Source organism: Streptomyces doebereineriae (assembly GCF_031845645.1).
In the GTDB taxonomy this organism is placed as follows: Bacteria; Actinomycetota; Actinomycetes; order Streptomycetales; family Streptomycetaceae; genus Streptomyces; species Streptomyces canus.
The window spans coordinates 1-23,086 of the sequence record NZ_JAVREZ010000026.1; the positions used below are offsets into that span (position 1 = coordinate 1).

Here is a 23,086-nt window from a genome sequence, read left to right on the forward strand (position 1 = left end):
GACCTGCGCACCGCGCTGGTGCCCGAAGGCCGCGCCCTCTTCAAGACACTGTCCCTGCGCGAGAACCTGGAGGTCGCCGCCTACGCCGCCGGCATCCGCGGGGCCGAGCTGCGAGCGCGGCTCGCGGAGACCACGCAGTGGCTGCCACCACGACTGCGCGAACGCATGGGGATCCCTGCCGCCGGGCTCTCCGGAGGCGAGCAGCAGGTCCTGGCGATCGCCCGCGCCCTGATGGCACAGCCGGACCTGCTGATCGTCGACGAACCGGCGCTCGGACTGTCCCCCGCGATGACCGACGAGGTGTACGCCCGTATCGGCCGCCTCGCCCGCGAGGGCATGACGATCGTCCTGCTGGAGCAGTCCCTCGGCCGCGCCGCGTCCGCCTGCCACGAGGTCGTCGTGCTGCACGAGGGCGGCATCGCGGTCCGTGGCGAACCCGCCGACCCGACCTTCCTCACCCGCGCCGAACAGGCCTACTTCGACGGGGAGGACGATGCCGCCGTACCTGTCCCACAGGGCTGACACAGCCCGGATCCCGTAGCGAGGTTTCCCTTTGCCCCTGAGGAGAGTGGCGTGCGCACAGACGACGTGGATCTGCTGATCATCGGTGCGGGAATGGCGGGGCTGACCGCCGGCGCCCGTGCCGTCCGAAGCGGCCTGTCCGTCACGATCGTCGAGATCGGCGCGGATGTCGGCGGCTCGGCACGCTTCGCCGGCTACGCGTGGACCGCCCCCAGCCACGAGGTCATGGACCAGCACAATCCGCGCGGAGACCGCGAGTTGAAGCGCGCGTTGGTCGACCGCTTCGCCGACGGCATCTCCTGGATCCACTCCGTCGGCGTGGAGGCCAAGGACGCACAACGCGTTCTCAGCTTCGGCCGCGGGCACCAGTTCGACACCAACCACTACATCGACACCTGCCGGCGACTGATCGTCGAAGGCGGCGGCGAACTGTTGCTGGAGACCGACACCGAACGGCTGGTGGTCGAGCGGGGAGCCGTGGTCGGAGCCGACCTGAGAGCGGCCGACGGCACCCGCAGCCATGTGCGCGCCCGCACCACACTCGTCGCGACCGGCGGTTTCCAGGGCGACCTCGCCCTCCGTACCGCGCACGTGCACCCCCACGCCGACAGGATGCAGCTCCGTTCCAATCCGCACAGCCGCGGCGGCGGTTACCGGCTGGCCACCCGGGCCGGCGCGGCGACCGGTCACGACGACGCCGGCTTCTACGGTCACCTCATTCCCAGCGGCATCCCGTTCGCCGACCCGGCCGACTTCGTCGACATGTCGCTCTACTACAGCGAGCACGCCCTGCTCCTCAATCTGCGGGGCGAGCGGTTCGTCGACGAGACGCTGGGCGACCACCTCACGGCCATGGCACTGCTCGACCAGCCCGAAAGCCGCGGCCTCCTGATCGCCGACGCCCGCGTCTTCCGCGACTGGATCACCGGCTCGTACGTCGAGGGTGCCGTCGCCGTCGACAAGTTCGCCCTCGCGAGCAAGCGCGGCGGCCGTGTCGGACTCGCCGAGGACCTCGACGAACTGGCCTACCTGCCCGAGGAATGGGGCTACCACGGCGAGACCGTCCGCGACGCCGTCAAGCTGTTCAACGAGCACGCCTCGGCAGGATCGGCGCCCTCGCCCGGCCGGGAACTGGACCCCCTGCCAATGGACGAACCGCCGTACTACGTCATCGAGACGGCGCCCGCCATCACCTTCCCCTTCCACGGCCTGTGCATCGACGACCAGGCCCGCGTGCTCGGCGAAGACGGCCGGCCGATCCCGGGACTCCTCGCCGCCGGATCGGACACCGGCGGCCTGTGGCACCGCGCGTACGCGGGCGGCCTCGCCGCGGCCCTCGTCTTCGGCCTCACGGCCGCGGACACCGCCACCGAACCAACGCATTGCACTTGGCCATGCTGTTGGAGCACATCACGACCATCATCCATCTCACCTCGCAGGAGCCAAAGTTGACTTCCTCCGCCTCGTGAACGAGGAGGTTTCCTACGGCTCGCGCCGTGAGGTTTTCTGCTTCATCGCCGACTGCCCGCCCGGAGAACTCCGTTGAGGTCTTACACCAGCTCCACAGACAGACGCCGCCAGCCCGGCGGCCAGAAGGTTCTTCGCCGCGTTCACGTCCCGGTCATGGGCCGCACCACACAGGCACGTCCACTTACGGACACTGAGCGGCATCTTCTCCCGCACAGTGCCGCAGTCGGAGCACAGCCTGGAGGAGGGGAAGAAGCGGTCCACCGCGATCACTTCTCGCCCGTACCAGGCGGCCTTGTACTCCAGCATGGAGCGGAACTCGCTCCAGCTTGCGTCCGAGATGGCCCGGGCGAGCCTGTGGTTCTTGACCATGTTGCGCACGGTCAGGTCCTCGATCACGAGCGTTTGGTTCTCACGCACGAGTCGAGTGGTCAGCTTGTGGAGCAGGTCCCGGCGCCGGTCGGCGATCCTCGCGTGGACCTTCGCGATCTTGCGCCGGGCTCTTGCCCGGTTCGCGCCGTCACCCGGAGCCTTGCGGGACAACTCCCGCTGGGCCTTGGCGATTCGGGCCCGATCGCGGCGTTCGTGCCGGGGGTTGGCGATCTTCTCCCCGGTGGAGAGGGTCAGGAGGTGGTCCAGGCCGACATCGATGCCGAGCGCCGCATCCGTGGCGGGAAGCGGTTTGACACTGGGGTCCTCGCACAGCATCGAGACGAACCAGCGTCCGGCCGAGTCCTGCGACACGGTCACTGTGGACGGTTTGACTCCCTGGGGCAGCGGCCGGGACCACACGATGTCCAGCGGGTCCGCCATCTTTGCCAGGGTCAGCCGGCCGTCGCGGAAGCGGAACCCGCTGGCGGTGTACTCCGCCGACTTCCGAGACTTCTTGCGCGACTTGAAGCGCGGGTGCCTGGCTCGCTTGGCGAAGAAGTGGGTGAACGCACTCTGCAGGTGCCGCAGCGTCTGCTGCAGCGGCACCGACGACACGTCATTGAGAAACGCCAGCTCCTCGGTCTTCTTCCACGCGGTCAGCATCGCCGAGGTCTGGTTGTAGTTGACCCGTTCCTGCCGCGCCCACGCCTGAGTACGGGCGGCGAGTGCCAGGTTGTAGACCTTCCGCACGCACCCGAAGGTGCGCGACAGCTCTGCTGCCTGCGCATCACTCGGATAGAAGCGGTACTTGAACGCCCGCTTCGTAAGGTTCGCCGCCACGCCCACAAACTAGCCAGACCGCAGGTAGAGACCAAACCTGCCGGTCAGCTCCTTGCTCTGATCCCCAGGGATTTCGTTTTCTCCCCCAGTTGAAGCCGGGGGTATCCACGAAGGGACTCCAATGACAACGATCGATCACAAGGCCTTCTTCATCGACGGGGCGTGGAGAGCGGCCTCGGGCACGGACCACTTCGACGTGATCTCCCCGAGGTCGGAGCAGCGCATCGGGAGCGTCCCGGCCGCCTCGAAGGAGGACATCGACGCCGCGGTCGCCGCGGCCCGGCGCGCGTTCGACGAAGGGGAGTGGCCCCGGCTCACCCCCGCGGAGCGAGCGGGCTATCTCTCGCGCCTGGCCGACGGGATCGAGAGGCGGCAGACCGAGCTCGCCGAGCTGATCACCGAAGAACTCGGCTGCACGCTGTTCCTGTCGCAGGTCTACCAGGCGGTGTCGCCCGTCATGAGCTTCAACTACGCCGCCGAGATCGGACGAAGCCTGCAGACCGCCGAGGTGCGCATCAGCGACCTCTCCTCGCTCGCCGGTAAGTCGGCAGGAGGCAGCATCATCCCCATGGCGGGCGCCAGCCTGGTCGTCAAGGAGCCCGTCGGCGTGGTCGCCAGCTTCCCGGCGTACAACTTCGCGCTCCCGGCGATCGGCCAGAAGGCCGGGCCGGCGATGGTCGCGGGCTGCACCGTCATCGTCAAGGTCACCGAACCCAACCCGCTGGCGATCTTCGTGATCGGTGAGATCTGTGAGGAGATCGGCCTGCCGCCCGGTGTCCTGAACATCGTGGCGGCGCGTGCCCCGGAGTCCGAGTACCTGGTGCGTCACCCCGGTGTGGACATGGTCAGCTTCACCGGCTCGGCCGAGGTCGGCGCCAAGATCGCCGCGGCCTGCGGAGAGCTCGTCCGGCCGTGCGTGCTGGAGCTCGGTGGCAAGTCCGCGGCCATCGTGCTCGAGGACGCGAAGCTGGAGGACGTGCTGCCCACCCTCGTCGGGGCCACCGCCGGCACCAACGCGGGCCAGAGCTGCGTCGCCCTGTCGCGACTCCTGGTCCCCGAGTCCCAGTACCGCGCCTATGCGGAGGCCCTGGCCGACGGCTTCGCGTCGCTCAAGGTCGGCGACCCCATGGAAGCCGACACCGTGGTCGGACCGCTGGTCACCTCCCGCCAGCGGGAACGCGTCGAGTACTACGTGGATGTGGCACGCAAGGAGGGCGCGACGATCGCCTACGGTGGCCGCCGCCCGTCGCACCTGGAGCGCGGCTGGTACTACGAGCCGACACTCGTCACGGACGCCCACAACGACATGAGGGTCTCCAGAGAGGAGATCTTCGGGCCCGTCGCCTCGCTCATCCCGCACCGAGGTGAGGACGACGCCATCCGTATCGCCAACGACAGTGACCTGGGGCTGGCGGGATCCGTGTTCACGGCGGACGCGGCACACGGCTTCGAGGTCGCCCGACGCGTGCGCACCGGCACGTTCTCGGTCAACACGTTCGCAGCCGACCTGGGCTCGCCGTTCGGCGGATTCAAGAAGTCGGGGATCGGCCGCGAGCACGGTCCCTACGCCGTGGAGGAGTACCTGCAGACGAAGACGATCTCGATCGACCCGAGCCAAGAGCTTCCCGAGTCGGTCACCAGGAACGTTCCGCACGGAACCGGACCCGGGACGCGTGGCTCCGCCAACTGACCTCAGTCATCGTCCAGTTGCCCACCCCCTCTCCGCCACCCGAGCACGATGGAGACCCCATGCACCACCGTCACCCCGACATCGACCCTCAGCTGCTGTCCGAGACCGAGGAACAGCGGGAACTGCGCACGGTCCTGCGGGACTTCTTCACGGAGGAGAGTGGTCCCGAGGACGTCCGCAAGCACCTGGCGACCCCGCGCGGACACGACGAGACGCTGTGGGCGCGGCTCGCGGGCGAGATCGGGGTGCATGGCCTGGCGATTCCCGAGGAGTTCGGCGGGTCCGGCTTCACCTTCGCCGAACTGGCCGTGGCACTGGAGGAATCAGGGCGTGCGCTGTACTGCGCGCCGCTGCTCCCCACGGTGGTCCTCGCCGCGCACGCCCTGCTGAACAGCGGGGACCAGCAGGCGTGCGCGCGCTATCTGCCGCGGATCGCGGACGGCACGCTCACCGCCACGGTGGCCGGGTTCGACGAGGCCGAGCCCGGCGTCGGCGCGGAGCGGAGCGGGCCGGGGTGGGTGCTGCGCGGGGCGGCCGACTTCGTACTGGACGGAGCCGGCGCGGACCTGATCGTGGTCCGGGCCCAAACCCCCGAGGGCACCCGGCTGTTCGCCTGCGAGCCGGCCGAGGACACCTGCCCGCGGACACCTCGCCGTGTCCTGGACGAGACGCGCCGTCAGGCGCTGGTGGAGTTCCGTGGCGCACCGGCCACACCCGTGGGCGAGTCGGGTGAGGTGACGGCGGCACTCGACGCCGGGCGGGCCGCGCTCGCCGCCGAGCAGGTCGGCGGCAGCGGCCACGCGCTGGACGCCACCGTTCAATTCGTCGCCCAGCGCGAGCAGTTCGGGCGCCCCATCGGTTCCTTCCAGGCGGTCAAGCACCGGCTGGCCGACGTGCTGGTCGCCCTGGAAGCAGCACGCTCGGCATCCGCGTACGCGACCGCCTGCGTGTCCCTCGCGTCACCGCAACTGCCGGTGGCCGCGAGCGCCGCCGCCACCGTCTGCTCCGAGACCTACCGCCTGGCCACGGCCGAATACGTCCAGCTGCATGGAGGGATCGGCTTCACCTGGGAGCACCCGGCACACCTGTACGTGCGCAGGGCACGCAGCAGCGAGGTGCTGTTCGGCACCGCGGACCAGCACCGCACCCGGCTTGCCGAACTCGTCGGCCTCACCACGCGACCCGCGGCCTGACGGGGCCCGGAGAGCCCCATGACGCGAAGCACTGCCCTCACCCTCGCCACGCCGTTGACCCTCGGTGATCTCACCCTCCGCAACCGCCTGGTCGCCACCGCCCACGCCATCGCCGCCGTCGCCGACGGCGCCCCCACCGACGCCGACGCGTCCTACTGGCGGCGACTGGCGCGGGGCGGCGCCGGGATGGTGATCACCGGGGGCACCGCCGTGGCCCCCGAGTCGACCCTGCCGCAGCGCTACCTGACCGAGGCATGGCGCCCCGAGATCAAGGACGCCGTACGCCGCCGGGCCGAGACCATCACCGACGGCGGCGCCGTCGCCATCGCACAGCTCGTCCACCTCGGCCGCGAGACCCTCGGCGCGGGCACCTACTACCCGCCGGTCTCCGCCGCCGCCGTCCGTTCCCCCCGTGAGGCGACCGCACCCCACCCGCTGAGCACGGACGAAGTGCGCCGAGTCGTCGACGCCTTCCGCGTCTCGGCGGCGAACAGTGTGCGGGCCGGCTTTCACGGTGTCGAACTGCACGCGGGCCACGGCTACTTGCTCGCCCAGTTCCTCTCCCGCGTCAACAACACCCGCGACGACGAGTACGGCGACCGGATCGCGCTGCTCGCCCAGGTGATCGACGCCATCCGCACCGAGATCGGCCGACTCCCCATCGGCGTACGGGTGTCGGTGGAACCCGGCGACAACTCCGGGCTCGGCCTGGACGACCTGACCGAGCTGCTTCCGCGCCTGCACGAGGCATCGCCCTTCACCTACGCCAACGTCACCACCGGCGCCCGCAACACCTACGTCCCCGGCATGGCCACCACCAGCCCGCCCCTGCTGGAGTCGGTGGCCCGGCTGCGTACGGCGGTGGCGGTGCCGTTGCTGATCAGCCAGGGGTTCCGGTCGGTGGCCGACATCGAGCGGGCACTGTGCTCGGGGGCCGATCTGGTGGGCATGGCACGGCCCTTCATGGCGGACCCGGACTTCGCCCGCAAGGTGATCGCGGGCGATGAGCGCTCCGTACGCCCCTGCACGGGCTGCAACGAGGGCTGCCGGACCTTCGAGCCCACCGGATCGTGCTCGGTGAACCCGGAGCTCGGCCCGCCGGGCACCGCGTCCCGCCCGGCAGTGCCGCTGTTGCTGACCCGGCGCGGGTCCCGCACCGGATCGGTCGCCGTTCTCGGCGCGGGACCCGCGGGCATGGAGTGCGCCATGGCCCTCGCCCGTACCGGCGCCGAGGTCTTCGTCTACGACCGTGCCCGGGAGGCCGGCGGCCAGGCGCGTCTCGCTGCCCTGGCCGCGCACCGCTCCGGCTGGCAGAAGCTCGTCGCCTACCAGCGCGACCAGCTCGCCGACCTCGGTGTGCGCGTGCGGCTCGGTACGTCCGTGACCTCCGCCGAACTGGCCGAGTACGCCCAACTCGTGCTCGCCACCGGCGCCGAGGAGATGGTCGTCCCCGTGCCGGGCGAGCTGCGCACGCTCACCAGCACGTTCTTCCTCGACCAGTACGACGACATCGTGCCGCGTGCGCCAAGGGTGGCAGTCCTGGATGACGGCTTCGGCTGGTGGCAGGGCATCAGCGCCGTCGAGAGCGCGCTGGCGGCGGGTGCTCGCGAGGTCACTGTCATCACCCCCGGCACCGGGTTCGCGACGGGCCTGTCACCGGAGAACCGCACCCAGCTGATGAACCGCCTCACCGGCGCGCCGCTCCGCATCGCCGTGATGAACACTGTGACGGCCACGACGGCCGGCGAACTGCGCCTGCGCAACGTCATGGACGGCCACGAGACGACCCTCGCCGCCGACATCCTGGTGACCGTCGGCGAACGCCGCCCGCGACGCCCGGACTTCACCGCGGCCGACGGCCAGACCGTCCGCGCGATCGGCGACTGCGTCGTACCGCGCCGCATCGCGCACGCCCTCGCGGAGGGACGTGCGGCTGCGGAGGCGGTCGCGGCGAATCCACCTTGAGCCGCCGTGCACCACCGACTCGATCACGAAACCAGTGAACGCCGGACGGAGTGCTGGGCTGATGACAGGCATCAGGCTGGACGGAAGCCTGCTCTTCGCGCCGGAGGATGTCCTGCTGAGGCGCCGGCCGGTCATCTGCCTGGCCACCGGCTAACCGGAAAGGATGTCCGTTTCCTGGGCGCGTGAGAGCAGGCGGTACTGCTCGCTGCCACCGAGCAGTTCATCATGGGTGCCCGTGGCGACCACGCGGCCCTCGTCGAGCACGACGATCCGGTCCGCGGCGCGGATGGTCGACATGCGGTGGGCGATCACCAGCAGCGTGCACTCCTGCGAGGTCTCCCGGATCGACCTGCGGAGCGCCGCTTCGCTGACCGCGTCCAGATGAGCGGTCGGCTCGTCCAGCAGCAGCAGGCGTGGCCGGGTCAGCAGGGCACGGGCGATCGCGATCCGCTGGCGCTCGCCACCGGAGAGCGCCATGCCGTGCTCCCCGGCGTCGGATTCCAGGCCCTGCGGGAGACGGTCGACCAGGTCGGTGAGGTGCGCCAGCTCGACCACCCGGTCCAGCTCGTCCTGTCCGGCGTCCGGGACGGCGTAGGTCAGGTTCTCCCGCAGCGTGCCGTACAGCACCGGGGCATGCTGCTCCACCAGGCCGACCCGGGCCCGGTGGTCGGCCCGGCCGAGCGTCCCTATGTCACGGTCGTCGAAGAGGATCCGGCCGCGATCCGGGTCGTAGAACCGCTCGATCAATGCGAAGACGGTGGACTTTCCGACCCCCGAGTTGCCGATCAGGGCGACATGGGAGTGCTCCGGTACTTCGAAGGTCACGCCGCGCAGGACGGGGCGCCGCGTTGCGTAGCCGAACCACACGTCCCGGAATTCCAGCACGGGTGCTCGCGGCCGTCCTCCGTCGCTGCGCGCCCGGTACGTCGCCGGAGTCACGGGCCGGGGCACGGTGTCCTGCTCGGTGGGCAGCGTCATTACTTCCGTGACCCTGCGGTACGCGCCCATGCCCTGCTCCATGGTGCTGAGGGACTGGAACAGCGTGCCGATCGGCTCCACCAGATAGATCATGTACAGCAGGAAGGCGGCGAGGTCGGCGATCGACCCCTGCCGGTCGGCGACCCGCATGCCGCCGATGAGGAGCACGACGATGAACGATCCCTTCACGGCCAGCTGGATCGCCGGTGTCACCATCGCGTCCAGCTTCGCCATCCGTACGCTTCCGGTGTAGGCCGACCTGGCGCCGCCTGCGATGCGGTCGGACTCGCGCTGCTCGGCGCGGTTGGCCCGGACGGTACGGATGGCCCCGAGTGCGCGCTCCAGATCAGCGGTCATCGTGCCCGTCGCGCGCTGGGTGGACAACGATGCCGCCTCGATGCCGCGCAGCACGGAGGCGACGATCACGGCGGCGATCATCACCATGCCCAGGACGACGAGGAACATCAGCCAGTCGAGCCAGATCATCAGCGCCACCACGCCGATCAGCCCGATGGCGCCGGTCACCGCCTCGGTGAAGCCCTCGGCGACGAGCAGCCGCAGGGTGGTGCTGTCGGTGCTGGTGCGCGAGATCAGATCGCCGATGCGGTGGCGGTCGTACACGGCCATGGGCAGCCGCAGCACATGGCTGATGAGCCCGAGCCGGACCCCCAGCACGATCCCCTCTCCCGTCCGGGACAGGACGAACTGGGCGAGGCCCTGCACCAGTGCCTGGGCGAGGAAGACCACGACGAGCAGCGCCAGGACGTACCCGATCGAGCCGCCCGAAGTGGTCGCCTCGATCACCCGCTTGACCATCAGCGGCTGGGCCAGGCTCAGCGCCGAGGCACACAGGGTCAGCAGCACGGCGAGGCAGATCCACCGGCCGTGCCCGCGGACAAGGCGCAGGACGTCCCGTGGGCCGGCCCGGCCCCACTCATCCGTCGCTTGGCGCGTCATGGACTGCCGGCTCACGGCTGACGGGACGAGGTTCGCGGCTGGAGGAACCGGGTGCGCACTCCACGGTGAACAGGGGGCGGAAGTAGTCGGGCGGGTGCTCCTCTCCCACCGGCACCCCCTCCGCCTCCACCCAGGCGTGCGCGCCGAAGGGCGCCAGGCGCCGTACGCCCACGCACCAGGTGGGCCACTGGCCGTGGAGGCGGCACAGCAGGATCGTGGCCAGGGACCGGGGCAGGCACCCTTCCCGTCCCGCGCACGCCAGACTGACCGCGACGACGGAGTCCCGCGCGTGCCGGGTCCGGTCGACGGTGGCCGGACGGGCGCCCCGGCGCAGCAACTCCAGCACGGCACGTATGTGCCGGGGTTGCTGGTGGGCCAGGAGCCGCGCGGCGCCCACGGCAAGCCGGACCGTGATCCGGTGCCGCAGGGGCACCGAGTGCGGGTCGTGGGAGATGGCCTCCGGCGAGGTCATCGGCTGTTCCTCTGCTGCCGGCCGCGTACGTGCGGCCATCGGCCGTGCACTCGGCGCTTCGTCGGCCGGAGCGGTGGGCGGTCGGTGCTCGCTTTCGCGCCGTCGCCGGTGTTCCCTTCGGCCAGGCCCGCCGAGTTCAGTCCGCCGACCAAGTCCCGGACGTCCTGGTGCGCAGTGTCGGTGTCCACCGTGTACTCCTCGGTGAGCGTCTGTGCGGCGTCGGCTTCCGTGCCACCGTCCAACAGGGTCCGCAGGGCGATGGCGGCGCTGGGATTGAGCGTCCAGTACTGGTTGTGGGCCTCGTCGAGGAGCACGATTCCGTAGTCTGTCTCCGCCGTGAGCACGCCCTCACGCAGCTTGAATGTCATTGCCCTCTCCATCAGCCCGGAACATAGGTGGTGGCGGTTTCCAGGGTGCGCAGCCACATCTCGCACACCACGGTCTGGTACAGCGCGTCGAACGGCAGGGTCGGGGACAGCGGTCGACTGCACGTCTCGCGCAGCACGTCCGCGTCGATCAGGCCCAGCCGGGCCAGCCGGGAGTCCTCGCAAAGGGCCAGCAGTTCGGCCCGTTGCTCCCGCATTCCCACCTCGGCCTCGTAGGAGCCCTCGTCCTTGGTACGGCGGGTCAGGCTCCCGTCGGGAACGATCCCGCGCATCGCCTCGACGATGAGTGGTTTGTACCGCCAGGGAGTGACCCTGTCCTGCGGCCGCACTGCCAGGCCCGCTTCGATCACGCGGTCGTCGTAGTAGGGGGCGGCGAGGGTGAGCCCCGCGTGGGCGGCCATCTGACCCACCTGCCGGAACATGCGGGAATTACTGCCCATGGCTTCCAGCTCGACGTGCTGTCCTCGTCTTTCCGCCAGCGGTTCGGTGGTACGGGCCGTGGAGCGGATCAGCTCTCGTACGGCCTCGACGGCGTCCGGCGTCGCCCACGGGGGCAGCCGCGGCGGTGTCCCCCAGTCCAGCGCGGGTGTCTCCAACGGGGGCGGGACGGCGGTGAGCCGGTCGCCGGCCCGGGTGAGCCACGCCCGGTAGGCGCTGTTGTCCCACAGCTGCCGAAGCGTTTCCCGGTACAGCCATGGGCCCTGGGCGGCGAACCCACGTACGTTCCGCATCGCGGTCATGGGTTGGGCGCGCATCAGCGTGTGCAGGTGTGCCGGCGAGCCGGCGAGCAACTCGTCCCCGCCGAAGCCCGTCAGGTGCAGCGTTGAGCCGAGTGTCGCGGCCAGCCGCGGAATGACCAGGCACCGGCTGGGATGCATCGCGGCCGGGCACGGCTCGTCGAAGAGATCGTCCGCGTCTCTGATGCCCTCGTAGACCATCGGCAACTGGTCTCCGGCGATGATGTGGTGATCGACTTGGCGCAGTCCGGCAACGGTCCGGCGCGCCCAGGTCACGTCGTCGCACAGGGGGTCGAGGCCGTCGGCCGTGTAGGCGACGACCTTCGCCCCGCCGCGGGCGGCCAGGGCGCACACCGAAGTCGAGTCCAGCCCGCCCAGATCGCAGCTGACCAGGTCCCGGCCCCGGACCCGGACCTCCACCGCGGCCGACAGCGCATCACGGAACGCCGGTGCGCCCTCGGCCATCGGTACCACCGGCTCCGGAGGGGCCCACCACGCGACGGGCCGTCCCAGGCCGTCCGCGTCGAGCGCCAGGTAATGGCCGGTCTGCAGGGCGCTCACTCCCCGCCACACCGGTGCGCCCGCCAGCGGGTGCGGGGGGAAAGGATTCAGCAGGCGGACCGCCAGACGCTGCTCGTCGACCTCCGCGTCGAGTAGGCCGGCGAGGACATCGGCCCGGTCCGAGGCCACCGTGGCGTCACCGATCCTGGCGTGGAAGACGCGTCGAACGCCGCTCACACCCCCCTGTACCCGCACACGTCCGGAGACCGAGGCGACAAGATGAGCGCTCCCGACCATGCCGCGGGCCAGTTCATCGAGGCCTGCGACGGTGTGGGTCCGGTCGGCCGCTGTGGTGAGCCGGTCGGCGGTGACGGCGTGTTCACCTACGACCGCGATCTTCACCTGCCCTGCCTCACCAACCGTCATGATGCCGGAAGACCAGCGGCCGAGCAGCCAGGGCCGCCCCGATGGGTGGATGACCTCCTGGAGCGCCCGGCGGCGGAGCGCGGCGCTGATCCGGACCGTCGAAGCACAGTCCGGGAGGACGACGAACCAGTCCCGTGCCCCCTCGGAATCAGGAAAACCGACCATGCCTGTGCCCCTGCTTCTCCTCGACGCCGTGCAACCCGGTGCTCCATGGACCTGGGCGGCGGAGCCGCACTCAGCGCCACCGCCGCCTGTCTCTTTCCAGGCACTCGGACAGGACCGGTCAGATTCCGTGCCGAGTGCCCGGGAACGGAGGGCGGATCAGAAGAACCTCCTCCTGAAGAACCAGAACCTCTCCGGTCCATCCCTGAAGCCGATGCCGGTCTTACGGAAAGAGCCGATCGGGGTCAGCGTCGGACGCTCGTAAGCACGCATGTCGTAACACCTCCTCTCCACTACCCGAAGCCTGGTTGGGAAAGTTCAAGGAGTGTGATCCTCGACGTGCGTCTGCGATGAAGGATCTCTTCCACGGTAGGCGACCACTTGGCCAACTGCCCACATCTGGCAGCTCGGGTGGAAAACAGCGTCAACCGCAGTCGATTGAAAGCGTCAACAACACCGAATGGTTGACCGTGCAATTACGAAAGTCGTGAAAAGGAAACAGCCGATAAAGGCTCTGGTCCTGTGGGTGGATAGCGTCGTTCACCGGGGGCATCCGTCCTGGCAACTCCCCTTCTGGGGCGGGTCCGCCAATTCCCCGATGAGGAGCATCTGATCCCGCAGCGCAGCTGACTGATCGCCGCCGAACGACCGTTCTCGTAAGCGGGCCGGGCAGAAGCCGTCGGACGCCTGTGCCGCGATCCGCTTCGCCCTTCGCACGGTGGCCATCGGCACAGCTCCTTCTACGATGTCCGGCAGTTGAAGAGATCGTCGAGGCTCCGCCGGGCTCTTCCTTCCAGGGATCCGACTCGGCGTACGAGCGGTATCTGCGGCAAGGCCGCGAGGTGGTGGCGAAGACCGACCGCCCTGGGGCCTGCGGCTGAGTCGCGGGAGACGGCAGGGTCGCCATGTTCCTGAAGCGGCAAGACAGCTGGGGACGGCGCTCCGGCGGCCAACCCTCACGCTCCTGTCGCGGTGCAGACCGACGGGACAACGGCCGGCGCGGGTGGGGCCGTAGCGGTCGCCTTCCAGCAATGCTCACCGCCTGCCCGATGGCGTCTGAGCCAGGCGGCATGCCAGTGATGTTGCGCGTCGAAGGCGGCGGTCGCCGACGTGGCGGCGGCGACTGACCCTCAGCAGGCCGCTGATGCTTCGCCATCTCACGGCGGATCAAGCCGTTTCGGCGATCGCGGATCTGCCCGACCACCCCGGCTGCTGCCCAGCGGGCGGGCAACCCGCAGACCGTCCGCCAGGGTTGGACGTCTCCTGGTAGGCACGTCGCTTGCGGCCAGTGTTCCCCTGCACGGATGGCGTCCGCGAGCTCGCGGCGGTGTGCGTCTCGGCCGGCCGCCGGGCCGAATGTTGTCGGCCGGATGGCGGCAACAACGGCTAGACAAGGCCCGCTCGGCCGAAACGGGGCTGCCCCACCCCGTTGATCGGCGGCGGCAACGATACTGAACCGAAGTAGGTGAGGGCCTCAAGCGTTCTATTGAAGTCAGTTCAGTTCAGTGGCAACCTCAGGAGTGTCGTACGGGACCGACACCGAGGAGGAAGCATGCTGGCCGCCAGGCTGTACGGAGCCAAGGATCTGCGGATCGAGGAGATGCCCGAGCCCGAGCCGGGACCGGGCGAGGTGAAGATCCGTGTGGCGTACGCGGGGATCTGCGGCACCGATGTGCACGAGTACTTCGAGATGCCGCGAGCCACGCACGTGCCCAACCCGCTCACCGGCGCCACCCTCCCGCAGACTCTGGGGCACGAGTTCGCCGGGACCGTGGTGACCTGCGGGGAAGGGGTCGACCGGGTCGCGCCCGGCGCCAGGGTCTGCGTACGGCCGATCCGCACCTGCGGAGTGTGTCCGCGCTGCACGTCGGGGCTGTCCCACCTGTGCAAGGACCTGGCGGCGATCGGCGTGACCGCCCCGGGCGGCGGCCTCGCCCAGTACGTGACCGTGCCGGCCGACTCGGTGCATCAACTCCCGGACGGTGTCCCGCTGGAGCAGGGTGCCCTGGTGGAGCCGATGGCGGTGGCTCTGAACGCGGTGGAGCGGGCCGGCCTGCCACGCGGTGGCAGCGCGCTGGTGACGGGCGCGGGCGCGGTCGGGATGGGTGCGCTGTTCGCGTTCAAGGCGCACGGTGTCGAGGACGTGCTGATGGTCGAGCCCTCGCCGGCCCGCCGTGCGGCGGCCGAACGGTATGGGGCCCGGGTTCTCGACCCCGGCGCGGTCGACGTGGCCGCGGAGGTGATGGCCTTCACTGGCGGCCGTGGCGTGGACGCCGCCGTCGAATGCTCGGGCCGGGCCGACGCGCTGAACGCCGCCATCCGCTCGCTGGCTGCCCGGGCGCCGGTGGTGATGGTGGCCCTGTACTCCGGCCCGGTGGCCATCGACGCGTCCGTGGTGCGCCTGGCCGAGCTCGCCCTGCTCGGCTGTGAGGCCTACCCGGACGGGGTCTTCGAGCGGGTCATCGAGTACATGGCGCGCGGTTACTACCCGACGGACAGCTGGCTCGACCGCATCCCCCTCCGCGACACCATCGCCGGGCTGCACGACGTCCGGGACGCGCGACGGCTCAAGGTCCTCGTGGACATTCCGGGCGGTAGCGGCAGCTGAGTCGGCGGACCTGCGGATGTCCTCCGGGGCAATCTCGGCAAGGGGGTTGACAGTGGATCATCCCCTCCGCAGACTCGTAGTGAATTCAGTTCAGTTTGGAGGATCTGAGATGGCAGTGGAAGACGAAATCCAGTTCGAGCGTGACGGTCACGTCGCCCGCGTCTGGCTGAACCGACCGTGGAAGAAGAACTGCGTCACGGTGCCGATCCTGGACCGACTCGACGAGATCATCACCGAGGTCGACGAGGACTCCGAGCTGCGGGTCCTGGTGTTCCGCGGCCGCGGCGGCACCTTCTGCTCGGGGTTCGACCTCGACAGCCTGAAGGCCGACTTCGTCGGCAAGTCGAACGCCATCGACGTCGCGGTGAAGTCCGCGAAGGTCTGCGACCGGCTCTACTCGATGAAGACCCCCTCGGTCGCGGTCCTGGAGGGCTACGTCACCGCGGGCGGCTTCGAGATCATGATCTCCTGCGACTTCGCGATCGCCGTGGACGATGCCAAGATCGGCGACTTCCACATCCGCCGCTCGCTGTTCGGCGGCGCGGGCCCGATCTACCGCGTGCCGCGCATGATCGGCATCCGCAAGACCAAGGAGCTGATGCTCACGGGCAAGCTGCTGTCCGGCATCGAGGCCGCCGAGTTCGGCCTGATCAACAAGTCCGCCCCGGCCGACAAGCTGGACGAGACGGTCGAGGACTTCATCGGTGACCTCACCGACAAGAGCCCGTTCACGATGTGGCTCACCAAGATGACCATCGACCGCAGCCTGGACGCCGACACCCAGTCGCTGATGGTGATGGAGCACCTCGCCGTGGGCGTGGCGCTCAACTCCGAGGATGCCGCCGAGGGTGTCTCGGCGTTCCTGGAGAAGCGCGAGCCCAAGTGGCAGGGGCGCTGATCCGCATGGCCACGGATCCGCGCAGTCCGGCGACCGCACTCCAGGGCTCACGCTGCTCCGGCTGCTCGGTGTCGGTCTACCCCGCGGACGACGCGTGTCCGCGCTGCGGAGGGCCGGCCGACCCGGCGGCCCTGTCCGGCGCGGGCACCCTGTGGACCTGGACGGTGCAGCGCTACGCCCCCAAGTCACCGCCGTACCAGGCCCCACCGGGCGGCTTCGTACCGTTCGCGCTCGGCTACGTCGAACTGCCGGACGGCGTACGGGTGGCCGCCGTCCTGGACGTCGACGACTTCGAGGAGGTCCGCATCGGCATGCCCCTCACGGTGACCGCGGGTGAAGGCGTTCCGCGGGCCCGCCCCACCACCGGCCACAAGGGGAGCGCATGAGCGCCGACGTCCTGATCTGCGGTGCCGGTCGCACCCCGTTCGGCCGCACGGAGGCAAGCGGTCGCCAACTGGCCGTCGGAGCGGTGAACTGCGCTCTGGCGGATGCCGGAATCGAGTGGTCGCGGGTGGGAGCGGCGTTCGGCGGCAGCGACAGCGCTGGGCTCGCCGACACCCTGGTGGCCCAACTCGGCCTCACCGGGCTGCCGTTCGTCAACGTCAAGAACGGCTGCGCGACCGGCGGCAGCGCCCTGGTCTCCGCCGTGAACGCTATCCGCTCCGGCATGGCTGATGTCGTCCTCGCCGTTGGCTTCGACAAACACCCGCGCGGCGCCTTCGACCCACGCCCCGAGGACTGGGGACTGGGCGCCGAGTACGGCAGCGACGGACTGATGGTGACCACCCAGTTCTTCGGCATGAAGATCCAGCGCTACATGCACGACCACGGCATCACGCCGCAAACCCTCGCCCTGGTCGCCGAGAAGGCGTACCGCAACGGAGGGCTGACCCCCGAGGCATGGCGGCGCAAGCCGGTGTCGGCCGAGGAGATCCTCGACTCCGGCATGGTCAGTGATCCCCTGACCCGCTTCATGTTCTGCTCGCCGGGAGCGGGCGCCGCCGCGCTCGTCCTGTGCTCGCCCGAGGTCGCCCGCACCCTGGACGGCCCGTCGGTCACCCTGCGCTCGGCGGCCGTACGCACCCGCCGCTTCGGCTCGTTCGAGGTGTTCAGCCCCTGGATCCCCGGGGGCGAGCTCACCAGCGTCAGCCGCGACGCCTCCGCCGCCGCCTTCGAGGAGGCGGGGCTCGGTCCCGGGGACGTGGACGTGTGCCAGCTCCAGGACACCGAGAGCGGCGCCGAGATCATGCACATGGCCGAGTGCGGGTTCTGCGAGAACGGCGAACAGGAGCGGCTGATCGCCTCTGGCGCCACGGAGATCGGCGGAGCCCTGCCGGTCAACACCGACGGCGGCTGCATCGCCAACGGCGAACCCATCGGCGCCTCGGGACTGCGCCAGGTCTACGAGGTTGTCCAGCAGTTGCGCGGCCGGGCCGGCGAGCGCCAGGTCCAGGGCGGACCCAGGGTCGGTTTCACCCATGTGTACGGCGCCCCGGGCGTGAGTGCCTGCACGGTGCTGTCCCGCTGATCCGCGACGGAAGGATCCGTAGCGGAGGGCTCCGCGACGGAGGAAGGAGAGGAAGGCAATGAGCGGTATCCCGGACCCCGACGAGTTCCGCACGCAGGCCCGCCAGTGGCTCGCCACGGTCGCCCGCCCGCACACGGCCGACGGGGCATGGGGCAGCGGCTCCGACTCCGTCGCCGTGTTCGAGAACTGGACTGAGCAGCAGGAACGCGAGCACACCGCCCGCACCCAGGAATGGGAACGCACCCGGTACGACCAGGGCTGGGGCGCCCTCAACTGGCAGAAGGAGTACGGAGGCCGCGAGCTGCCCGCGTACTACGAGCAGCTCTACCGCACCGAGGAAGCGGCCTTCGACGTGCCGCACCGCACCGAGATCTTCCCCGTGACCCAGCAGCTCGTCGCCCCCGCGATCGGCATCTGGGGCACCGACGAGCAGAAGGGGCGCTGGCTGCGCCCCATGCTGCGCACGGACGAGCTGGCCTGCCAGCTCTTCTCCGAGACCGAGGCGGGATCCGACCTCGCCGCGGTGCGGACGAAAGCGGTGCGTGAAGGGGACCACTGGGTGCTGCGGGGCCACAAGGTGTGGACCTCCGGGGCCGGAGTCGCGACCTGGGGGGTCGCGGTGTGCCGCACCGACCCGGACGTACGCAAGCACGCCGGCATCACCGTCTTCCTGGTGCGCATGGACGCGCCGGGCGTGACCGTACGGCCCATCCAGCAGATGACCGGCGGGGCCAGCTTCAACGAGGTCTACCTCGACGACGTGATCGTGCCCGACACCGACCGGCTCGGACCGGTCGGCGAGGGCTGGCGGGTCACGCTGAGTGTGCTGGCCGCAGAACGGCTCGACTCCGGAAACCTGGGCCTCGACAACGCCGACCGGGCCCTGGACCTGGCCAGGAACATGCCCCGCCCGCTCACCGGCGGCGAACAGCGCCAGGCCGCCGACCTCTACCTGCGCGCCCTCGTGCAGCGGCTCATCGGCCTGCGGGTCACCGGCGCCCTCGTCGCCGGACGCGAACCCGGAGCCGAGGCCTCGGTCGGCAAGCTGTACGCCACCGAGACCATGCGCCGCACCAGCGACCTGGTGTCCGAGCTGCTCGGCCCGCGCCTCGTCGCCGACACGGGGGAGTGGGGCACCTACGCCTGGACCGAGCACCTGCTCGGCGCGCCCGGGTACAGCATCGCGGGCGGTACCGACGAGATCCAGCACAACATCCTCGCCGAGCGTGTGCTCGGCCTGCCCAAGGAGCCCGTCCGATGAGCACGGCCACGCAGGTGTCGGAGCTGGCCGCACGCGTCCGTGACGCTCTCACCCGCCGCCATCCGGGGGCGCCCGTGGGCGAGTTGAGGACCCTGCCCGGCGGCCACTCCGGGCTGACGTACTCGGTGACCGTGGGCGAGGCGGCGTACGTCATCAAGGCCGTGCCTCCCGGGCAGCGGCCCGTCGGGCGCAACGACGTGCTGCGCCAGGCACGGGTCCTGAGCGCGCTCGCCGCAACCGCGGTGCCGGTGCCGGGCGTCACCGCCCTAGACGAGAGCCAACCGGCCTGGTTCGCCATGGACTTCGCCGCCGGAGAGGCCGTCGAACCCGTCCTGGACGAACCCGAGGTACCCGCCGCCACGGCCCGGGCGCGCATGCTGCAGATCGCCTCCGTGCTGCGGCGGCTGCACGAGACCGACATCGACACACCCGGTCTCGACGCGCCCGAACCACTCGACGCCGCCGGCGAGCTGGAGCGGTGGAGCCGCACCCTGCACGCCGTACTGTCCGAACTGCGGCCGGGAGGCGAGGAGTTGCTCAAGCGCCTCGCCGACGACGTGCCCGACGGGCTCCCGCCGGTGCTGCTGCACGGCGACTTCCGGCTCGGGAACGTGCTGTGCGTCGGCGAGCGCGCGGTGGCGGTCGTCGACTGGGAGATCTGGAGCGTCGGCGACCCACGCATCGACCTGGGCTGGTTCCTGCTGTTCACCGACCACCGCAACTTCCCACAACTGGGCCGCGCCGTACCCGGCCTGCCGACCGAGGCCGAACTCCTCGACGCCTACGGCGATGGCGGCCCCGCGCTGCCCGCGATGGACTGGTTCCGTGCCCTGGGCCGTATGAAGATGGCCGCGATCATGGGCCACAACCTGCGCCGGCACCGCGAGGGCAAGCACCACGACCCGGACCAGGAGCGACTGCCGCCCACCATCGCCGCGATGATCCGCACGGCGCGCGACATCCTCGGCTGACCCGGACCCGCCAGGCACACCCCAGCATGAGGAGCAACTCGTGGATTTCGGATTCTCGCCCCGGGCGAGTGAACTCCAGGACCGTATGCGGTCGTTCATGGAACAGCACGTCTTCCCCGCGGAGGCCGTCTACGACCGGCAGCTGGCCGAGGCGGACGACCCGCACGCGCTGCCGCCGGTGATGACCGAGCTGAAGGAGAAGGCACGCGCCGAGGGTCTGTGGAACCTCTTCATGGCGCACGGCGACTGGGGCGCGGGACTCACCAACCTCGAATACGCACCCCTCATGGAACTGGCGGGCCGCTCCATCATCGGCCCCGAGGTGTTCAACTGCTCGGCGCCCGACACCGGCAACATGGAACTGCTCGCGCTGTACGGCACCCCCGCCCAGCAGGAACGCTGGCTGCGGCCCCTGCTGGAGGCCGAGATCCGGTCCTGCTTCGCGATGACCGAGCCCGAGGTCGCCAGCTCCGACGCCCGCAACATCCGCACCCGCATGACCCGCGACGGCGACAGCTACGTGGTCAACGGCCGCAAGTGGTACACCTCCGGGATCCTCGACCCCGACTGCAAGCTGATCATCCTGATGGGCAAGACCGACCCGGACGCGCCCACCTACCGCCAGCAGAGCATGCTGCTCATTCCCCGCGACACACCGGGCGTCACCGTCCTGCGCGACCTGCCGATGTTCGGCTACACCGACCGGTGCGGCCACGGCGAGGTGCTCTTCGAGGACGTCCGCGTGCCCGTGGAGAACATCCTCGGCGGCGAGGGCGACGGATTCGCCATCGCCCAGGGGCGGCTCGGCCCCGGACGCATGCACTACGCGATGCGCGCCGTGGGTTTCGCCGAGCGCGCCCTTCAACTGATGTGCGAACGCGCCACCGAGCGTGTCGCCTTCGGTGGGCCCCTCGCCGATCGCGGCGTGGTGCGCGAGTGGATCGCCCGCAGCCGTATCGAGATCGAACAACTGCGGCTGTTGGTGCTGAAGTCGGCCTGGCTGATGGACACCGTCGGCAACGCCGCCGCCCGGATGGAGGTCGCCGCGATCAAGGTGGCGGCGCTGGAGGTCGCCCACAAAGTGGTCGACCGCGCGGTCCAGGCACACGGCGCGGCGGGGGTCAGCGACGACACCGTACTGGCCCGGCTGTTCTCCATCACCCGGGCACTGAAGATCGCCGACGGGCCCGACGAGGTGCACCTGCGCACGGTCGCCCGCCAGGAACTCGCCCGGTACAAGAAAACCGATCCGAAGGCCGAACGACAGACGGCCGCTCCGAAGACGGAACGGCAGACGTTCGACACGAAGGCAGGGGCAGCGTGAGCGCCAACACCCTCGACGGCAAGGTGGCCGTCATCACCGGCGGATCCCGCGGCATCGGCCTCGGCATCGCCACCGCCTACCGGGCGGCCGGCGCGCACGTGGTCATAGCGGCACGGAAGGCGGCCGGACTGGCCGAGGCACGCGAGGAGTTGCTGCGCGTCAAGGGCGACGGCGACGTCCACACCATGGTGGCCAACGCCGGCGAGCCCGACCAGGCCGAGGCCTGCGTCGACGAGACCATGGCCCGCTTCGGCCGCGTCGACATCCTCGTCAACAACGCGGCGACCAACCCGTACCACGGCGACCTGCTGGACCTCGATCTGCCGCGGGCGGAGAAGACGGTACGGGTCAACCAGTACGGGATGATCGCCTGGACCCGCTGCGCCTGGCGCGCCTGGATGGCCGAGCACGGCGGAGCGGTCGTCAACATCGCCTCCGTCGGCGGACTGATCGTCGACCCGCACATCGGCTACTACAACGCCACCAAGGCGGCCATGCTCCACATGACCCGGCAGCTCGCCTACGAACTCGGGCCGCGCGCACGGGTGAACGCCATCGCCCCCGGCCTGATCAAGACCGAACTGGCCCGTGCGGTCTGGGAGGTCCGCGAGACCGTCCTCACCGCCAAGCTGCCGATGCGGCGCCTGGGCACGGTGGAGGACGTGGCGAACGCGGCACTGTTCCTCGCCTCCGACGCCTCCTCCTGGATGACCGGCCAGACCCTCGTGCTCGACGGGGGCGCGACCGCGCTGCCGATCGGGGTGGACGAGTGAGCGCGCCGCGACCCGCCGGTGACCTCTTCTCGCTGGAGGGCAGGACGGCAATCGTCACCGGCGCGTCCTCCGGCCTCGGCGCCCGGTTCGCGAGCGTCCTCGCGCAGGCCGGCGCCACCGTGTTCGCCGCCGCCCGCCGCGTCGACCGGCTGAAGGAACTCGCCGACTCCGACGCGCGCATCCACCCGGTCGCCTGCGACGTCGCACTCGAGGCCGACCGTACGAGGCTCATCGAGACGGCGCTGACCACCACCGGCCGTATCGACATCCTCGTCAACAACGCCGCGACGTCCGGCGAGACCCGCGCCGAGGACGAATCCCCGGACGCCTTCAGCGACGTCCTCGGCGTCAACCTCACCGCGCCATTCCATCTGGCCCGGCTGACAGCCGAGGCCCCGGCCCCGGCGAGCGGCAGCAGGAGCATCATCAACGTCTCCTCCATCCTCGGCCTGGTCTCGGCCGCACCCCTCGGGGGCGCGAGCTACTCCGCGTCCAAGGCCGGCCTGATCGGCCTGACCCGTGAGCTGGCCGGACAGTGGGGCCGTAGCGGAACACGCGTCAACGCACTCGCCCCGGGCTGGTTCCGCACCGAGATGACCGCAGACCTCTTCGGCGACGAACGCTCCAGCCGCTGGGTCGAACGCAACACCCTGTTGCACCGCGGCGGCGACGGCCATGAACTCGACGGCGCGCTGCTGTTCCTGGCCTCGGACGCGTCCTCGTACTGCACCGGCCAGGTCCTGACCGTCGACGGCGGATGGACCGCGCGGTGAGGGGCGCCGGATCGGGTGCGGGGGACCGCGCGACGGCGGGCGCCGGACCGGGTGCGAGGGACCCCGCGGTGGAGAGCAACGGACCTGACCGCGTGTCGGCGGGTGTCGGTCCGGGTGTCGCGGATGGCGCTAGGGCGGGCGTTGGCCGAGGTGTCGCGGATCGTGCGGTGGCGGGCAACGGACCGGACGCGGGGGACCGCGTGTCGGCGGATGCCGGTCCGGGTGCCGCGGATCGCCCTACGACGAGCCTCAGCCCGCGTGCAGCGGACGCCGCGGCGAGTG

Annotated in this window: 20 protein-coding genes; 14 read left to right on the top strand and 6 right to left on the bottom strand. The window is 70.4% G+C overall.

Translation table 11 applies throughout. The annotated features are described in order from the left end of the window. The coding region (locus RNB18_RS44530; protein ID WP_311719848.1) for an ATP-binding cassette domain-containing protein at positions 1–522 on the top strand (522 nt) is incomplete at its 5' end. A gap of 51 nt (positions 523–573) precedes the next feature. Then, on the top strand, positions 574–1,974 hold the full coding sequence (locus RNB18_RS44535; RefSeq protein ID WP_311719849.1) for an FAD-dependent oxidoreductase: 1,401 nt from the start codon (positions 574–576) through the stop codon (positions 1,972–1,974). A gap of 30 nt (positions 1,975–2,004) precedes the next feature. Here the strand turns inward: RNB18_RS44535 and RNB18_RS44540 are convergent, their stop codons facing one another. Next, positions 2,005–3,201: an RNA-guided endonuclease InsQ/TnpB family protein gene (locus RNB18_RS44540; protein WP_311719850.1), complete on the bottom strand. Its 1,197-nt coding sequence runs from the start codon at positions 3,199–3,201 to the stop codon at positions 2,005–2,007. A 121-nt stretch (positions 3,202–3,322) separates the two neighbouring features. Between RNB18_RS44540 and RNB18_RS44545 the strand changes: the two genes are divergently transcribed. From RNB18_RS44545 to RNB18_RS44555, 3 genes are read left to right on the top strand one after another with little or no spacing between them, the layout of a single operon-like run. After that, a complete protein-coding gene (locus tag RNB18_RS44545; protein WP_311719851.1) occupies positions 3,323–4,891 on the top strand; it encodes an aldehyde dehydrogenase in 1,569 nt (522 codons plus the stop codon). Positions 4,892–4,950: 59 nt separating this feature from the next. Further along, a complete protein-coding gene (locus tag RNB18_RS44550; RefSeq protein ID WP_311719852.1) occupies positions 4,951–6,084 on the top strand; it encodes an acyl-CoA dehydrogenase family protein in 1,134 nt (377 codons plus the stop codon). Between the two features lie 18 nt (positions 6,085–6,102). Continuing rightward, positions 6,103–8,049, top strand: a complete 1,947-nt coding sequence (locus RNB18_RS44555; RefSeq protein WP_311719853.1) for an oxidoreductase — start codon at positions 6,103–6,105, stop codon at positions 8,047–8,049. Positions 8,050–8,199: 150 nt separating this feature from the next. Here RNB18_RS44555 and RNB18_RS44560 read toward each other — a convergent pair whose 3' ends face one another. The 5 genes from RNB18_RS44560 to RNB18_RS53930 all read right to left on the bottom strand — a co-directional run bounded on the left by RNB18_RS44560 (position 8,200) and on the right by RNB18_RS53930 (position 12,941). Then, a complete protein-coding gene (locus RNB18_RS44560) occupies positions 8,200–9,984 on the bottom strand; it encodes an ABC transporter ATP-binding protein (RefSeq protein WP_311719854.1) in 1,785 nt (594 codons plus the stop codon). Continuing rightward, on the bottom strand, positions 9,962–10,456 hold the full coding sequence (locus tag RNB18_RS44565; RefSeq protein WP_311719855.1) for a lasso peptide biosynthesis B2 protein: 495 nt from the start codon (positions 10,454–10,456) through the stop codon (positions 9,962–9,964). Before RNB18_RS44565 ends, RNB18_RS44560 begins: the two co-directional genes overlap by 23 nt. Beyond that, on the bottom strand, positions 10,453–10,824 hold the full coding sequence (locus RNB18_RS44570; protein ID WP_311719856.1) for a lasso peptide biosynthesis PqqD family chaperone: 372 nt from the start codon (positions 10,822–10,824) through the stop codon (positions 10,453–10,455). The genes RNB18_RS44565 and RNB18_RS44570 overlap by 4 nt, the downstream gene beginning before the upstream one ends. Positions 10,825–10,835: 11 nt before the next feature. Beyond that, positions 10,836–12,671 (bottom strand): lasso peptide isopeptide bond-forming cyclase, encoded by a 1,836-nt coding sequence (locus RNB18_RS44575; protein WP_311719857.1) that lies wholly within the window; start codon positions 12,669–12,671, stop codon positions 10,836–10,838. Between the two features lie 156 nt (positions 12,672–12,827). Next, positions 12,828–12,941 (bottom strand): keywimysin-related RiPP, encoded by a 114-nt coding sequence (locus tag RNB18_RS53930; RefSeq protein WP_394817771.1) that lies wholly within the window; start codon positions 12,939–12,941, stop codon positions 12,828–12,830. Between the two features lie 1,279 nt (positions 12,942–14,220). On the opposite strand from RNB18_RS53930, the gene RNB18_RS44580 reads away from it, so the two are divergent. From RNB18_RS44580 to RNB18_RS44620, 9 genes are all read left to right on the top strand, one after another. Continuing rightward, positions 14,221–15,276 (top strand): alcohol dehydrogenase catalytic domain-containing protein, encoded by a 1,056-nt coding sequence (locus RNB18_RS44580; RefSeq protein ID WP_311719858.1) that lies wholly within the window; start codon positions 14,221–14,223, stop codon positions 15,274–15,276. A gap of 109 nt (positions 15,277–15,385) precedes the next feature. Beyond that, complete coding sequence (locus tag RNB18_RS44585; protein WP_311719859.1) at positions 15,386–16,174, top strand: enoyl-CoA hydratase/isomerase family protein; 789 nt, start codon at positions 15,386–15,388, stop codon at positions 16,172–16,174. Beyond that, a complete protein-coding gene (locus RNB18_RS44590; protein WP_394817772.1) occupies positions 16,159–16,560 on the top strand; it encodes a Zn-ribbon domain-containing OB-fold protein in 402 nt (133 codons plus the stop codon). Before RNB18_RS44585 ends, RNB18_RS44590 begins: the two co-directional genes overlap by 16 nt. After that, positions 16,557–17,702, top strand: coding sequence for a thiolase family protein (locus RNB18_RS44595; protein ID WP_311719860.1), 1,146 nt, complete (start codon positions 16,557–16,559; stop codon positions 17,700–17,702). The genes RNB18_RS44590 and RNB18_RS44595 overlap by 4 nt, the downstream gene beginning before the upstream one ends. Before the next feature lie 58 nt (positions 17,703–17,760). Beyond that, positions 17,761–18,963 carry an acyl-CoA dehydrogenase family protein gene (locus RNB18_RS44600; RefSeq protein WP_311719861.1) on the top strand — a complete coding sequence of 401 codons (1,203 nt, stop codon included), beginning with the start codon at positions 17,761–17,763 and terminating at the stop codon, positions 18,961–18,963. Beyond that, complete coding sequence (locus RNB18_RS44605; protein WP_311719862.1) at positions 18,960–19,934, top strand: phosphotransferase family protein; 975 nt, start codon at positions 18,960–18,962, stop codon at positions 19,932–19,934. Before RNB18_RS44600 ends, RNB18_RS44605 begins: the two co-directional genes overlap by 4 nt. Positions 19,935–19,974: 40 nt before the next feature. After that, positions 19,975–21,258: an acyl-CoA dehydrogenase family protein gene (locus RNB18_RS44610; RefSeq protein ID WP_311719863.1), complete on the top strand. Its 1,284-nt coding sequence runs from the start codon at positions 19,975–19,977 to the stop codon at positions 21,256–21,258. Beyond that, a complete protein-coding gene (locus tag RNB18_RS44615; RefSeq protein WP_311719864.1) occupies positions 21,255–22,031 on the top strand; it encodes an SDR family oxidoreductase in 777 nt (258 codons plus the stop codon). Before RNB18_RS44610 ends, RNB18_RS44615 begins: the two co-directional genes overlap by 4 nt. Next, positions 22,028–22,804 carry an SDR family NAD(P)-dependent oxidoreductase gene (locus RNB18_RS44620; RefSeq protein WP_311719865.1) on the top strand — a complete coding sequence of 259 codons (777 nt, stop codon included), beginning with the start codon at positions 22,028–22,030 and terminating at the stop codon, positions 22,802–22,804. The genes RNB18_RS44615 and RNB18_RS44620 overlap by 4 nt, the downstream gene beginning before the upstream one ends. The last annotated feature ends 282 nt before the right edge of the window (positions 22,805–23,086 follow it).

Excerpts from the sequence above, each read along its gene's own strand:
- RNB18_RS44545 (WP_311719851.1), top strand. The coding sequence starts at position 3,323 with ATGACAACGATCGATCACAAGGCCTTCTTCATCGACGGGGCGTGGAGA.
- RNB18_RS44550 (WP_311719852.1), top strand. The coding sequence starts at position 4,951 with ATGCACCACCGTCACCCCGACATCGACCCTCAGCTGCTGTCCGAGACC.
- RNB18_RS44555 (WP_311719853.1), top strand. The coding sequence starts at position 6,103 with ATGACGCGAAGCACTGCCCTCACCCTCGCCACGCCGTTGACCCTCGGT.
- RNB18_RS44560 (WP_311719854.1), bottom strand. The coding sequence starts at position 9,984 with ATGACGCGCCAAGCGACGGATGAGTGGGGCCGGGCCGGCCCACGGGAC.
- RNB18_RS44565 (WP_311719855.1), bottom strand. The coding sequence starts at position 10,456 with ATGACCTCGCCGGAGGCCATCTCCCACGACCCGCACTCGGTGCCCCTG.
- RNB18_RS44570 (WP_311719856.1), bottom strand. The coding sequence starts at position 10,824 with ATGACATTCAAGCTGCGTGAGGGCGTGCTCACGGCGGAGACAGACTAC.
- RNB18_RS44575 (WP_311719857.1), bottom strand. The coding sequence starts at position 12,671 with ATGGTCGGTTTTCCTGATTCCGAGGGGGCACGGGACTGGTTCGTCGTC.
- RNB18_RS53930 (WP_394817771.1), bottom strand. The coding sequence starts at position 12,941 with ATGCGTGCTTACGAGCGTCCGACGCTGACCCCGATCGGCTCTTTCCGT.
- RNB18_RS44580 (WP_311719858.1), top strand. The coding sequence starts at position 14,221 with ATGCTGGCCGCCAGGCTGTACGGAGCCAAGGATCTGCGGATCGAGGAG.
- RNB18_RS44585 (WP_311719859.1), top strand. The coding sequence starts at position 15,386 with ATGGCAGTGGAAGACGAAATCCAGTTCGAGCGTGACGGTCACGTCGCC.
- RNB18_RS44595 (WP_311719860.1), top strand. The coding sequence starts at position 16,557 with ATGAGCGCCGACGTCCTGATCTGCGGTGCCGGTCGCACCCCGTTCGGC.
- RNB18_RS44600 (WP_311719861.1), top strand. The coding sequence starts at position 17,761 with ATGAGCGGTATCCCGGACCCCGACGAGTTCCGCACGCAGGCCCGCCAG.
- RNB18_RS44605 (WP_311719862.1), top strand. The coding sequence starts at position 18,960 with ATGAGCACGGCCACGCAGGTGTCGGAGCTGGCCGCACGCGTCCGTGAC.